Origin of the sequence: Streptomyces odonnellii (genome assembly GCF_000981895.1) — a bacterium.
GTDB classification, from domain to species: Bacteria; Actinomycetota; Actinomycetes; order Streptomycetales; family Streptomycetaceae; genus Streptomyces; species Streptomyces odonnellii.
Map to the genome: position 1 here is coordinate 40,282 of NZ_LATD01000006.1, position 14,411 is coordinate 54,692.

The 14,411-nt window shown below is 68.4% G+C and carries 8 protein-coding genes; 6 read left to right on the forward strand and 2 right to left on the reverse strand.

Annotated elements, in window-relative coordinates; genetic code table 11:
• Positions 1–97: 97 nt before the first annotated feature.
• Positions 98–2,758: a transglycosylase domain-containing protein gene (locus WH07_RS01230; RefSeq protein WP_046494317.1), complete on the reverse strand. Its 2,661-nt coding sequence runs from the start codon at positions 2,756–2,758 to the stop codon at positions 98–100.
• A 370-nt stretch (positions 2,759–3,128) separates the two neighbouring features.
• Between WH07_RS01230 and WH07_RS01235 the strand changes: the two genes are divergently transcribed.
• The 3 genes from WH07_RS01235 (at position 3,129) to WH07_RS01245 (ending at position 6,386) form a co-directional block, all read left to right on the forward strand.
• The gene (locus WH07_RS01235; RefSeq protein WP_046494318.1) at positions 3,129–3,836 is read left to right on the forward strand and encodes a PadR family transcriptional regulator; all 708 of its coding nucleotides are present in this window, start codon (positions 3,129–3,131) and stop codon (positions 3,834–3,836) included.
• Positions 3,837–3,892: 56 nt separating this feature from the next.
• Entirely contained in the window at positions 3,893–4,975 is a 1,083-nt protein-coding gene (locus WH07_RS01240; protein ID WP_046494319.1) for an inositol-3-phosphate synthase, read from the forward strand.
• A gap of 127 nt (positions 4,976–5,102) precedes the next feature.
• Complete coding sequence (locus WH07_RS01245; RefSeq protein ID WP_046494364.1) at positions 5,103–6,386, forward strand: MFS transporter; 1,284 nt, start codon at positions 5,103–5,105, stop codon at positions 6,384–6,386.
• Here the strand turns inward: WH07_RS01245 and WH07_RS01250 are convergent.
• The gene (locus WH07_RS01250) at positions 6,358–7,824 is read right to left on the reverse strand and encodes a CCA tRNA nucleotidyltransferase (RefSeq protein WP_198533694.1); all 1,467 of its coding nucleotides are present in this window, start codon (positions 7,822–7,824) and stop codon (positions 6,358–6,360) included. The two genes, WH07_RS01245 and WH07_RS01250, sit on opposite strands and share 29 nt — an antisense overlap.
• A gap of 212 nt (positions 7,825–8,036) precedes the next feature.
• On the opposite strand from WH07_RS01250, the gene WH07_RS01255 reads away from it, so the two are divergent.
• The 3 genes from WH07_RS01255 to WH07_RS01265 all read left to right on the forward strand — a co-directional run bounded on the left by WH07_RS01255 (position 8,037) and on the right by WH07_RS01265 (position 14,407).
• Positions 8,037–10,364: a DUF6049 family protein gene (locus WH07_RS01255; RefSeq protein ID WP_046494322.1), complete on the forward strand. Its 2,328-nt coding sequence runs from the start codon at positions 8,037–8,039 to the stop codon at positions 10,362–10,364.
• A gap of 45 nt (positions 10,365–10,409) precedes the next feature.
• Positions 10,410–12,575 carry a murein biosynthesis integral membrane protein MurJ gene (murJ, locus tag WH07_RS01260; protein ID WP_046494323.1) on the forward strand — a complete coding sequence of 722 codons (2,166 nt, stop codon included), beginning with the start codon at positions 10,410–10,412 and terminating at the stop codon, positions 12,573–12,575.
• A gap of 119 nt (positions 12,576–12,694) precedes the next feature.
• Positions 12,695–14,407: a protein kinase family protein gene (locus WH07_RS01265; RefSeq protein ID WP_046494324.1), complete on the forward strand. Its 1,713-nt coding sequence runs from the start codon at positions 12,695–12,697 to the stop codon at positions 14,405–14,407.
• Positions 14,408–14,411: the final 4 nt, after the last annotated feature.

A 14,411-nucleotide genomic window follows, 5' to 3' on the forward strand; every position in this document is an offset into this window, starting at 1 on the left:
CGAGGGCCGCCGCACCGTACGTACAGAGAGTCTGTACGTGACCGGTGCGACGGCCCTCGTGTCGGCCGTCAATCAGGGTTTGACGGGGCGGACGGTCCTACCCTCCGGTGCCCCCGAAGAAGCCTCCGTCGGAGCCGCCGTTCTGGCCGCCGCCCGGATCGGTATTGGTCGCCGACGGGGAGTTGGTGACTCCGCCGCCGCTGCCACCGCCGTTGTTGCCACCGCCGTTGTTGCCGCCTCCGTTGTTGCCACCGCCCTGATTGCCACCGCCGTTGTCACCGCAGCCGAAGAGCTGCGTGCAACTGTCGCTCGGCGTGGGCGGTTCCTCCTTGGACGGAGTCTCCGACGGCGTCTCGGACGGGGTCTCCGAAGGCGTCTCGGAGGGCGTCTCGGTCGGCGTCGGGGTCGGGCTCTCGGCGCCGCCGCCCCACCAGGCCTCGCCGATGGGCTCGGGCTTGGGGAACGTCTCGGTCGGCTGGCCCTTCAGCGCCTGCTCCATGTAGTCGTGCCAGATCTCGGACGGGAACGACGCACCGTGGATCTTCTCCTGGCCACCGGTGCCGAACATCTCAAGGAACTCGCGGTGCTTGTTGTTCGCGTCGTCGTCCAGCCGGTACATGTCGATGGCGGTCGAGAGCTGCGGGGTGTAGCCCACGAACCAGGCCGACTTGTTGCCGTCGGTGGTACCGGTCTTGCCCGCCACCTCACGCCCTTCGAGCTGGGCGTTCGTACCGGTGCCGTCCTCCACCACGGTCTTCAGGACGTCCGTGACATTGTCCGCGACCGCGGCCGGGAACGCCGTCTCCGTCTTCACCTCGTGCTTGAAGACGGACTTGCCGTTCTTCTTCACCTCGGTGACCGAGTACGGGTCGCGCTGCTTGCCGCTGGACGCGAACGTCGCGTACGCGCCCGCCATACGGATGGCGCTGGGGTCGGAGATGCCGATCGAGAACGACGGCACATCGGACTTGCTGAGGGAACTGTCCAGCAGGCCGGAGCGGATCGCGTAGTCCCGCACCACCGGGATACCCACGTCCATACCGAGCTGGACGAAGGGGGAGTTGGCGGATTCACGCATGGCCTCGCGCAGATCGATGTCGCCGTACGACTCGTCGCCGTCGTTCCGCTGGAGCCACTCCTTGTCCTCTTCGTTGGTCCAGATCGACCCGTCGTAGTTCTTGATCTTCAGCTTGTTGTCGCCGTTGTACTTCGTCTTGTCCGGCGAGATCTGGGTGCGCTCGCCCTGGCCCTGTTCCGGCGGTCCGCTGGGGTCGCGCACGCCCTTGTCCATCGCCGCGGCCAGCACGAACGGCTTGAAGGTCGATCCGACCTGCGCACCCGTCTGATCGGCGTTGTTGGTGAAGTGCTTGGTGGCGTCCGCGCCGCCGTAGATGGCGACGATCTTCCCCGTCGCGGGCTCGACGGAGGCGCCGCCGAACTGGACGTGCGTATCGGTCTTGGGACGCTTCTTGGGATCGATATTGGCGTCGTAGACCGTCTCGACGGCTTTTCTGAGCTGCTCGACCTTCTTCTTGTTGAAGGTCGTGTGGATCTCATAGCCGCCGGTGGTGAGCATGTCGGCCGTGATGCCTTGGTCGTTGTTGTTCACGAAGTACGCCTTGGCGAGGTCGACCAGATAGCCGATCTGCCCACCGAGCTGCGCGTTCTTCTTCGGCGGGTCGGGCATCGGGAACTCGGTGTACTTGGCGCGCTCGGCGGCGTCGAGGCGGTTGTCCTTGACCATCTCGTCGAGAATCCAGGCCCAGCGCTCAGTGGCCCGCTCGGTGTTGGCCGCGGGGGTGGCGATCGAGTTGATCTCGGTGGCCCCGGCGGGGTCGTACAGCGTCGCGCCCTTGAGGAGCGCGGCCAGGAAGGCGCACTCGCTCGGGTTCAGCTTCGACGCGTCCTTGCCGTAGTACGTACGGGCCGCCGCCTGGATGCCATACGCGCCGCGACCGTAGTACGAGGTGTTCAGATAGCCCGCCAGAATTTCGGGCTTGTCCATGTCCGTGCCGACCTTCATGGAGATGAACATCTCCTTGAACTTACGGCTGAGGGTCTGGCTCTGGTCACCGAGGCGGGCGTTCTTGACGTACTGCTGGGTGATGGTCGAGCCACCCTGCGTGTCGCCGCCCCTGGCCATGTTGAACAGCGCCCGGCCGATGCCCATGAAGTCGACACCGGGGTCCTCGTAGAAGGACTTGTTCTCCGCGGAGATCACCGCGAACTGCATCGCCTTCGGGATGCTCTCGATCCCGACGATCTGCCGGTTGACCTCACCACCGGTGGCGACCATCTGGGTGCCGTCGTCCCAGTAGTAGACATTGTTCTCCGCCTGCGACGCCTGGCTGTCCTTGGGCACCGAGACCACGGCGTACGCGATCGTGCCCGCGGCCAGGATGGAGCCGAGGAAGCCGATCGACAGAGCGGTGGTCTGTCTCCAGGACGGCACCCAGCGCCGCCAGCCGTACTTGCCGTACCGCGGATAGTCGATCAGCCGCTTCTTGCCGGGGCCCGCGCCACGGCCGGGCCCTTCGGGGCCGCCTCCTCCGCGCCGACGGCCGCCCCGCTGGGCGGCACGCCTGGCTGCGGCGCGTCCTCCGTAGGGGGGCTCCTCGTCGTAGGAATCAGAGTGGGAGACCGAAGGGGTCCCGTGGGAAGGGGCAGCGCGGCGGCCTGGGGGCTGCTGGGCCGCGCGCCTGGCCGCGGCACGTCCGCCACCTTGCGGCTGCGGCTGTTTGCGACGGTGCTCACTCATCGAACGACTACTCCTCGGGCAGGCGCGGACGCCTGGAAGCGGCAGTTGAGTTCCGGTCCCCCCGAAATGAATACGGACCATCCCGGCATGGGGCTCATCCGGCAGACAGCCGGTAACCCGACAGTCTTGACGCTCAGTCGCGTCACTCGGTTCCCGGTGGTCTCCATGCCGCACAGACTACGCACGGCCAAAACCCTCCGAGTACTGAAGTTCATCTCAAATCAGGCAAGTTACTTCCTGAGAATTGTCAATGTGATGCCGTTCACGATGGCCCCGCTTGTCCCCTCAGCCTCTCCGTTCTATCGTCGGGATGTATCGAGTCGATACATCAGAACGAAATAAGGTTCCCGGACAGTGGAGGAGGCGCAGGGTGAGCCGACGCTCGGGCATCCTCGAGTTCGCTGTCCTCGGTCTGCTCCGCGAGTCCCCCATGCACGGGTATGAGCTGCGGAAACGGCTCAACACCTCGCTGGGGATCTTCCGGGCCTTCAGCTACGGAACGCTCTACCCCTGCCTCAAGACGCTGGTCGCCAACGGCTGGTTGATCGAGGAGCCCGGGAGCGCTCTGGAGGACGCGCTCGCCGCCTCGCTCGCGGGGCGGCGAGCCAAGATCGTCTACCGGCTGACGGCGGAAGGTAAGGAGCACTTCGAGGAGCTCCTGTCGCACACCGGGCCCGACGCGTGGGAGGACGAGCACTTCGCTGCCCGGTTCGCCTTCTTCGGGCAGACGGAGCGCGAGGTGCGGATGCGGGTGCTGGAGGGCCGGCGCAGCCGGCTGGAGGAGCGTCTGGAGAAGATGCGCGCCTCTCTGGCCCGTACACGCGAGCGCCTCGACGACTACACGCTTGAGCTGCAGCGCCACGGAATGGAGTCCGTGGAGCGCGAAGTGCGCTGGCTGAACGAGCTCATCGAGAGCGAGCGGGCGGGACGGGACCAGCGACGGTCCAGTCCCGAGGTGCCCGCCGAGCAGGGAGACACATCGGGGGAAGCGGATGGCCTGCCCCGGCGCCGGGACGTTCCCGGGGGTACGCCCCCGGGACGTGCCGGACCGGATCCGTCCGCGGACACCACCAAGTGAGGTCCTGCATCTCCGCAGGGTCTCATCACGCACACTGATCACAGGGAGCAACCGGAATGGGTTCGGTTCGCGTAGCCATCGTCGGCGTGGGGAACTGCGCCGCCTCGCTGGTGCAAGGCGTCGAGTACTACAAGGACGCCGACCCGGCGGGCAAGGTACCGGGTCTGATGCACGTCCAGTTCGGCGAGTACCACGTGCGGGACATCGAGTTCGTCGCCGCCTTCGACGTCGACGCGAAGAAGGTCGGTCTCGACCTCGCGAACGCCATCGGCGCCAGCGAGAACAACACCATCAAGATCTGCGACGTGCCGGCCACGGGCGTCACCGTCCAGCGCGGCCACACCCTCGACGGTCTGGGCAAGTACTACCGCCAGACGATCGAGGAGTCCTCCGAGGCGCCGGTGGACATCGTCCAGACTCTCAAGGACAGGCAGGTGGACGTGCTCGTCTGCTATCTGCCCGTGGGATCCGAGGCCGCCGCGAAGTACTACGCGCAGTGCGCCATCGACGCCAAGGTCGCCTTCGTCAACGCCCTTCCCGTCTTTATCGCCGGTACGAAGGAGTGGGCGGACAAGTTCACCGAGGCCGGGGTCCCGATCGTCGGCGACGACATCAAGTCCCAGGTCGGCGCCACCATCACACACCGCGTCATGGCGAAGCTCTTCGAGGACCGGGGTGTCGTCCTGGACCGTACGATGCAGCTCAACGTCGGCGGCAACATGGACTTCAAGAACATGCTGGAGCGCGAGCGCCTGGAGTCCAAGAAGATCTCCAAGACCCAGGCCGTCACCTCCCAGATCCCCGACCGCGATCTGGGCGCGGACAATGTCCACATCGGCCCGTCGGACTATGTCGCCTGGCTCGACGACCGCAAGTGGGCGTACGTCCGTCTGGAGGGCCGCGCCTTCGGTGATGTCCCGCTGAACCTGGAGTACAAGCTGGAGGTCTGGGACTCCCCGAACTCCGCAGGGGTCATCATCGACGCGGTGCGCGCCGCGAAGATCGCCAAGGACCGCGGCATCGGCGGCCCTGTCCTGTCGGCGTCCTCGTACTTCATGAAGTCCCCGCCGGTGCAGTACTTCGACGATCAGGCGCGGGAGAACGTCGAGAAGTTCATCAAGGGCGAGGTCGAGCGCTAGGTCCTGTCCGGTCGGACAGGACCTGGGGCCCGCTTGCCCCAGATGAGCCATACGAGAAGGGTCACCGGGCAGCCGTCCGGTGACCCTTCTCGTATGGTCCGCCGGTGCGTGTGTGACGCTGGCTCACATGCCTGTCGTACGTGATCTGCGCGTACTCCTGCGCCTCGGCCCCTTCCGCCGGCTGCTGTCGGTCCGCCTGCTGTCCCAGGCGGCCGACGGGGTCTTCCAGGTCGCGCTCGCCGCGTACGTCGTCTTCTCCCCCGAGAAGCAGACCTCGCCCGCCGCGATCGCGTCCGCCATGGCCGTACTACTGCTGCCGTACTCGCTGCTCGGCCCGTTCGCCGGTGTGCTGCTCGACCGCTGGCAGCGCCGCCAGGTCTTTCTGTACGGCAATCTGCTGCGGGCCGTTCTGGCGAGCGCCACGGCGGTGCTGATCCTGGTGTCCGTACCCGACTGGCTCTTCTATGTCTCGGCGCTGTCCGTGACCGCCGTCAACCGGTTCGTCCTCGCCGGGCTCTCCGCCGCCCTGCCACATGTCGTCGACGACGAGCGGCTCGTCCTCGCAAACTCGATCTCCCCGACCGCGGGCACGCTCGCCGCGACCGCGGGCGGCGGTCTCGCCCTTGGCGTACGGCTGGCGATCTCGGACTCGGACGCCGCCGTGATGCTGCTGGGCGCCGCCCTCTATCTGACCGCGGCGCTCACCTCGCTTCTGCTGGCACGCGAACTGCTCGGCCCCGACAAGGCACTCGTCCAGCCACGGCTCGGTGCCGCCCTGGCCTCCACCGCACGAGGGCTCGTGGGAGGACTGCGGCATCTACGGGAACGACGGAGGGCGGCCCGCGCACTGGCCGCCATGACGGTGATGCGCTTCTGCTACGGGGCACTCACCGTGATGGTGCTGATGCTCTCCCGGTACGCCTGGACCGACCGGGACTCCGAAGGGCTGGCGCTGCTCGGGCTCGCTCTCGGCGTCTCCGGGGCGGGATTCTTCGCCGCAGCGGTACTGACTCCCTGGGCGGCCGGCCGACTCGGTCCATTCGGTTGGATGACGGCGTGCGCGGGGGCGGCGGCCATCCTTGAACCCGCCCTGGGACTGCCGTTCGCCCCCGTACCCATACTGACCGCCGCGTTCGTTCTCGGTCTGATCACTCAGGGCGCGAAGATCGCCACGGACACCGTGGTGCAGACGGCGGTGGACGATGCGTTCCGGGGCCGGATCTTCTCCCTATATGACGTCCTCTTCAATGTCGCCTTCGTCGGGGCTGCGGCGGTCGCCGCGCTGATGCTTCCGCCGGATGGCCGGTCGGTTCCACTCGTGGCGACAGTCGCTGTTCTCTATGCGGCCGTCACCGTGGCGCTGATGCGCTGCTGTGGCGGCACTAGCCCTCGGCGGCCCACCACTCCCTGAGAGCGGCGACAGCCGCATCGTGCTCCATCGGCCCGTTCTCCAGCCGCAGCTCCAGCAGGAACGAGTACGCCTTGCCGATCACCGGCCCGGGGCCCACGCTCAGGATCTCCATGATCTGGTTGCCGTCCAGATCGGGCCTGATGGCGTCCAGCTCCTCCTGCTCCTGAAGCTGCGCGATGCGCTCCTCCAGCCCGTCGTACGCGCTGGAGAGCGCGGCCGCCTTCCGCTTATTACGGGTGGTGCAGTCCGAGCGGGTCAGCTTGTGGAGTCTGTTCAGCAACGGCCCGGCGTCTCGTACATACCGGCGCACCGCGGAATCGGTCCACTCACCCGCCCCATAGCCATGGAAGCGCAGATGCAGCTCCACCAGCCGCGAGATGTCCTTCACCAGGTCGTTGGAGTACTTGAGCGCGGTCAGCCGCTTCTTGGTCATCTTCGCGCCCACCATCTCGTGGTGGTGGAAGGAGACCCGGCCGTCCTTCTCGAAGCGTCGTGTTCTGGGCTTGCCGATGTCATGCAGCAGAGCGGCCAGGCGCAGCACCAGGTCCGGCCCGTCCTCCTCCAGATCGATGGCCTGCTCCAGCACGGTCAGCGAGTGCTCGTACACATCCTTGTGCCGGTGGTGCTCATCGCTCTCCAGCCGCAGGGCCGGCAGCTCCGGCAGTACCCGGTCGGCGAGCCCGGTGTCGACGAGCAGTGCCAGCCCCTTGCGCGGGTACGCGGAGAGCACCAGCTTGTTCAGCTCGTCCCGCACCCGCTCGGCGGAGACGATCTCGATCCGGCCGGACATGGCCTTCATGGCCGCGACCACCTCCGGAGCGACCTCGAAGTCGAGCTGCGCGGCGAACCGCGCGGCCCGGAGCATCCGCAGAGGATCGTCGGAGAACGACTCCTCGGGGGTGCTGGGTGTGCGCAGCACCCGGGCGGAGAGGTCCTCCAGCCCGCCATGAGGATCGATGAACTCCTTCTGCGGCAGCGCGACGGCCATCGCGTTCACCGTGAAGTCCCGGCGTACCAGGTCCTCCTCGATGGAGTCCCCGTACGACACCTCGGGTTTGCGCGACGTCCGGTCGTACGCTTCCGAGCGGTACGTCGTCACCTCGATCTGGAAGCGCTGAACGGTGTCCCCGGTACGGGCGTCCTTCTGGACCCCGACCGTGCCGAAGGCGATCCCGACCTCCCAGACCGCGTCCGCCCAGGGCCTGACGATCTTCAGAACGTCCTCGGGGCGGGCATCGGTGGTGAAGTCCAGGTCATTGCCGAGCCGGCCCAGCAGGGCGTCCCTGACCGAGCCGCCGACCAGAGCGAGGCCGAATCCGGCATCCTGGAACCGGCGCGCCAGTTCATCGGCGACGGGGGACACCCGCAGCAGTTCACTGACCGCGCGGCGCTGCACCTGGCTCAGTGCGCTGGGACTGACTTCATTGGCATTCGGCACAACAGAAAAGGGTACGTGCCGCGGCTGGTGCTGGCGTCCCGGTTTCGGGCCCCCAGCCTCCGATGCACGGGTTTCCGGCGGCGCATGAGATTCTTCCGATCATGTGGAGCAGTCCCCAGCACTTCGCCACAGCGCACATCGTTACCATGCGTGGACGCAGGAACAGACAGACCACCGACGGCAGCAAACGATGACGAGGGACGGGCGAGCGCGTGGCGGAGGCGGCAGACTTCCAGGGGATGGGTCACTCTCCTGCCCGTCGGCGGCTACGGCGCAGAGCCTGCCTGATCGCGGGAGCGCCGCTGCTGGCCGGTCTCCTGGCCGGCACAGCGGCGGTGCCCATGGCCCATGCCACGCCCTCGGTCACGACAGGGACCCCCACGGCGGCCCCCACCGGCTCCCGCACGGTCGCCGTGGCGCTGGACACGCTGTCCCCCGGGGCTCCCGTGCAGGGCGACACACTCACCATCTCCGGCACGGTGACCAACAAGGGCAAGAAGACCGTCACCGACGCCCAGGTGGATCTGCGGGTGGGCCCGCGGCTGTACGGCAGGACCGCCATCGATGACGCCGCGGCACGCTCCGGCAGCTCCTCGTCCGACGCGGCTCCGCTCGGCGGCAAGTACAAGGTCACCTTCCCGAAGCTCGCTTCCGGGATCCCCCAGGACTTCACCCTCGCCGTACCCGTCAACAAGCTCGGGCTCGACGACGAGGGCGTCTACCAGCTCGCCGTCTCACTGACCGGCCAGACCTCGTCCGCCCCGTACCCACAGACGCTGGGCATCCAGCGGACCTTCCTGCCCTGGCAGCCGGAGGCCACCGAGAAGCGGACCGAACTCACCTATCTCTGGCCGCTGATCTCGTCGACGCACCTCTCCGCGGAGACCGGCTCGGACGACCAGCAGACACCGGTCTTCGAGAACGACGGTCTCGCTGAGGAGCTGGCCCCCGGCGGGCGGCTGGAGCAGATGGTCTCGCTGGGCAACCAGCTTCCCGTCACCTGGGTCATCGACCCCGATCTGCTCGCGACCGCCGACGCGATGACCCGTAGCTACCGCGTCAGGAGCGGAACCACCACCGTCGCGGGCACCAACCAGGCGCTGGCCATCAAGTGGCTCAACGCCCTGGAGAAGGCCGTACAGGGCCGCAAGGTCGTCGCCCTGCCGTTCGCCGACCCGGATCTGGCGGCGCTGGCCCACCGCGGCAAGGACGTCTCCGGCGCGCTCAGCCACCTTCAGCCCGCCACGGACGTGGCGGGGAAGACGGTGGAGACCGTGCTCCACGTGAAACCGTCCGTCGACTTCGCCTGGCCCGTCGACGGCGCGATCGACCCCTCGATCGTCGATGTCGCGACCTCGGCGGGCGCCCACAACGTCATCACCCGCAGCGACAGCCTCCAGGACAACCTCTCGTACACCCCCAGCGCCGCACGGCCGATCGGCGGCGGTACGACGGCCGTGGTCGCGGACACCCGCCTCTCCACCGCCTTCCAGGGCGATATGACGGCCGCGGGCAGCTCCACCCTCGCCGTACAGAAGTTCCTCGCGCAGTCGCTGGCCCTGACGCTCCAGGAACCCGACAACCAGCGCAGCATCGTCGTCGCCCCGCAACGGATGCCGACCGCGGCGCAGGCGCAGTCGATGGCACGCGCGCTGCGCGGTCTGGACGCGGAGCGCTGGACCGAGCCGTCCGATCTGCTCACCGCGGCGGCGGCCACGCCCGACACCGAGGCCAGCACCAAGATCCCGGGCGCCTCGCGGTACCCGAAGAAGCTGCGCGACCGGGAACTGCCCACCCAGGCGTTCCTCGACATCAAGAGGACCCAGAACCGGCTCGACAACTTCAAGGCCATCCTCAGCTCGCCGGACCGGGTGGCCGCGCCCTTCGGCAACGCGGTCGGCCGGGCGATGTCGACCTCGTGGCGCGGCGACCAGGGCTCGTCCCAGCAGTACCGCGACACCGTCGACAACTACCTGCTGGGCCTCACCACCGAGGTGCAGCTCATCCCGAAGTCCGTCCTCACCCTGTCGGGACGCAGCGCCACCATCCCGGTGACCGTGCAGAACAAGCTGGTGCAGGGCGTCCAGAACCTGGTGCTGCGCCTCACGTCCGACAAGCCGACCCGCCTCAAGCTCGACGACGGCGCGGCCGTCGCGGAGCGGCCCATCAAGATCGACGGCGGGCACAGCCAGTCCGTGAAGTTCACCGGCGCGGGCAACGCCAACGGCCCGGTCCAGGTGACCGCGCAGCTCTACACGCAGGACGGCAAGCCGTACGGCAGCTCCATGACCTTCCAGGTGAAGGTCTCCGAGATCACGCCCACCGTGATGCTCGTCATCGCCGGCGGTGTGCTGCTGCTCGTGCTGGCCGGTGTCAAGATGTACAGCCAGCGGAAGCGGGCGGTGGCCCGCAAGGCGGCCGCTGAGCGGACGGAAACCGGGCAGGAGCAGACGGAACCCGAGCAGCCGAGTGACCCGACACCGGACACCGCACCGGAAAGCGCGGACGCGTCGGGCCCGGGTGAGAAAGTGGACCGTTGAGCGATGTCGTGGCCGGTCGGCCGGGGACGATGAGGTGGGGTAACCATGAACGCGCCGTACGACGGTGACCGCGGACAGAGCGCGGGCGGCGATCCGGCGGGCCAGGTTCCGCCTTCCGCGCCGCCCGCCCAGGATCCCTATGCCCAGTCGCCCGCACAGGATCCCTATGTCCAGGAGGCCTACAACCGGGACCCCTACTGGTCCCAGGACCTCTCCGCACAGGACCCGGTGACCGAGGCGCTGTACGACCGCGCCTCGCACCCGCCGCCTCCGCCGGGCGCCTATCCGGATCCGCAGCGGCTGTACGAGCAGCCGCCAGCGCAGCAGTACGCCCCCGACCCCCGTGTCTGGGCCCAGACCCCGGCGCCCGAGCCCTCGGGACCGTCCCGCCGCCTCCCCTACGGTGACGACCCGAGGACCACCCAGTACACGGGCGTCGACGATCTCGTCTCCTGGGCCGGCGACGAGGCCCCGCAGCAGGACGCGTTCGCCCACCTCTACCGCGACCAGCAGGGCACAGGACAGATGCTCACCGACCCGGAGCCGAAGGCCGCCCCCGCGCCGCCCGCCCCGAAGAAGCAGAGCAAGGCCGCGGGTCTGCTCAAGTCGAGCGCGGTGATGGCCGCGGGCACCCTGGTGTCCCGGCTCACCGGCTTCGTACGGAGCCTGGTGATCACCGCCGCTCTGGGCGCCGCACTGCTCGGTGACTCCTTCACCGTCGCCTACACCCTGCCGACCATGATCTACATCCTCACCGTCGGCGGCGGCCTCAACTCGGTCTTCGTACCGCAGCTCGTGCGGGCGATGAAGAACGACGAGGACGGCGGCGTCGCGTACGCCAACCGGCTGCTGACCCTCGTCATGGTGGCGCTCGGCGCGATCGTGGCACTCGCCGTGTTCGGGGCGCCGCTGCTCGTACGCCTGATGTCGGACACGATCGCCGGCGATCCCGCCGCCAACAACGTCGCCGTCACCTTCGCCCGCTACTGCCTGCCCACGATCTTCTTCATGGGCGTGCATGTGGTGATGGGTCAGATCCTCAACGCCCGCGGCAGGTTCGGCGCGATGATGTGGACGCCGGTCCTCAACAACATCGTGATGATCTGCACGTTCGGCCTGTTCATCTGGGTGTACGGCACGGCCGCCGACTCGGACATGACCGTACGGACGATCCCGCCGGACGGTGTGCGGCTGCTGGGCATCGGCACCCTGCTCGGCCTTGCCGTCCAGGCCCTGGCGATGATCCCATACCTCCGCGACACCGGCTTCCGGTTCCGCCCGCGGTTCGACTGGAAGGGCCACGGCCTCGGCAAGACGGTCAAGCTGGCCAAGTGGACCGTCCTGTTCGTCCTCGCCAACCAGGCCGGTGTACTGGTCGTCACCCAGCTCGCCACCGCCGCCGGTGAGGCCTCCGGAAAGGACGGCACCGGCATCCTGGCCTACAGCAACGCCCAGCTCATCTGGGGCATGCCGCAGGCCATCATCACCGTCTCGGTCATGGCCGCGCTGCTGCCCCGGATCTCCCGGGCGGCCCACGACGGCGACCCGGGCGCGGTGCGCGACGACATCTCCCAGGGGCTGCGCAACTCGGCGGTCGCCATCGTCCCGGTCGCCTTCGCGTTCCTGTCGCTCGGCGTCCCGATGTCGATCCTGATGTTCTCGTCCAGCGGTCTGGAATCGGCGCGGTCCATGGGCTTCATCCTGATGGCGTTCGCCCTCGGGCTGATCCCGTACTCCGTGCAGTACGTCGTGCTCCGCGGCTTCTACGCGTACGAGGACACCCGGACGCCCTTCTACAACACCGTCATCGTCGCCGTGGTCAACGCCGCGGCATCGGCGGGCTGCTACGTGGTCCTGCCGGCCCGCTGGGCCGTGGTCGGCATGGCCGCCTCGTACGGTCTGGCCTACGCGGTCGGTGTCGGTATCGCCTGGCGCAGGCTGCGGAAGCGGCTGGGCGGGGACCTGGACGGCGGCCGCGTCATGCGGACCTACGCCAGGCTCTGTCTGGCGTCCGTCCCTGGGGCCCTTGTGGCCGGCGGCATCGCGTATCTGGTCCTCCAGGGCCTCGGCGGCGGCGCCCTCGCCTCCCTGGTGGCACTGGTCGGCGGCGGTATCGCCCTGCTCGGCCTTTTCTTCGTCGCGGCGAAGAAGATGCGGATCGAAGAGCTGAACTCCATGGTCGGTATGGTGCGCGGGCGTCTCGGCCGATAGACGGGCCCGGCCGAGCGCAACCATCGTCGGCTGCCGCGTGTCGTGCATAGCGTCCGACTGTGGGCACAATTGGCTTGGCTGTTGGATAGCGCGCAACGGATGGGGAGGCAGGAGCGACGGTGGCGGAACGTAGCACGGCTGCCGTCGACGTGGCTGACAACAGCGGTGACGAACCGCTGGCCGCCAAGGCGGACAAGGCCACGGCCGACGGGTTGGCGAAAGCCCAGAACACGGCGGACGCGTCCGCACCGGGCACGGGCGGCGAACGGCAGGGCACCGTGCCGCCCATCGTGACGCCCGAACTGCACAGCGGCCACAAACTCGCAAGACGCTACCGGCTGGAAGAGTGCGTCACCCGTCTGGACGGTTTCAGTAGCTGGCGTGCCGTGGACGAGAAACTGCGCCGCGCTGTCGGCGTCCATCTCCTGCCCGCCGACCATCCACGGGCCCGCTCCGTCCTGGCCGCGGCCCGCTCCGCCGCCCTCCTCGGCGACCCGCGCTTCGTACAGGTCCTGGACGCCGTCGAGGAGAACGACCTCGTCTATGTCGTCCATGAATGGCTGCCGGACGCCGTGGAACTCACCGCGCTGCTCGCGTCGGGCCCGCTGGAGGCCCATGACGCGTATCAGCTCGTGAGCCAGGTCTCCCAGGCCATGGCGGCGGCCCACCGGGAAGGGCTCGCCCATCTGCGGCTGACCCCCGGGGCCGTGCTGCGCACCTCCACCGGCCAGTACCGGATCCGCGGTCTCGCCGTGAACGCCGCGCTGCGCGGAATCCGCGCCGACCGGCCCCAGCGCACCGATACGGAAGCGATCGGCGCGCTTCTCTACGCCGCGCTGACTCAGCGCTGGCCCTACGAGACCGATGCCTATGGGCTGTCCGGCCTGCCCAGGGGAGTGGGGCTGATCGCCCCGGACCAGGTGCGCGCGGGAGTGCACCGCGGTCTGTCGGAACTCGCCATGCGGGCCCTGATCAATGACGGCGCCACCGCGTCCCGCCAGGAGCCTCCCTGCACCACCCCGGACGAGCTGGCCGCGGCGGTCGCCGCGATGCCCCGTATCCGGCGCCCCGAGCCCACCTTCACGGCTCCGCCCGAGTATCAGCGCACCACCTACCAGCAGGGCACGTACGGGCGCGCGCAGTCGGGCCTCGGCACGGTTCCCGTCCCGCAGGTGACGCCCCCGCCGCCACCGCTCCAGAGCCGTACGGGCAAGGCCCTCAAGTGGACCGTCGCCGCACTCCTGATCGCCGCCCTGGGCCTGGGGAGCTGGCAGGTCGCCGACCGGCTGCTGGACCAGGGCAACGAGAGCGACCCCACGCCCGTCCAGCCGGTCACCGGCGACGACAACAAGGCGACCGCGCCCGCCAAGCCGCTCCGGATCGCCGACGCGAGCGAGTTCATGCCCACCGGGAAGGGGATAAAGCCACAGCTCGCGCCGAACGCGGTCGACGGCAAGCGCGACACCTCCTGGATCACACTCCAGTACCAGGGCTACGCCAACTTCGGCAATCTCCCGAACCGCAGGCAGGGCAGCGGGATAGTCGTTGATCTCGGCAGTGTGAAGGAGGTCTCCGGCTTCGACATCGCCATGTACCGCGCCGGGCACACGGCGGAAGTGCTCGCCGCCGGTCCGGACGCGTCCGATCCCACGGATCTTTCGGATTTCCCGCAGCGCCTCACCAAGCTGGAATCAGTGGGTAAGAGCCTCAAAACCACGCTCGACAAGCCCGTGCGAACCCGGTACGTATTGATCCACATCACCGAACTGCCCGAGGACGGATCTTCCGAACTTTTCCGGGGCGGTATCTCGGAGATCAAGATCACCGGCTGACCGG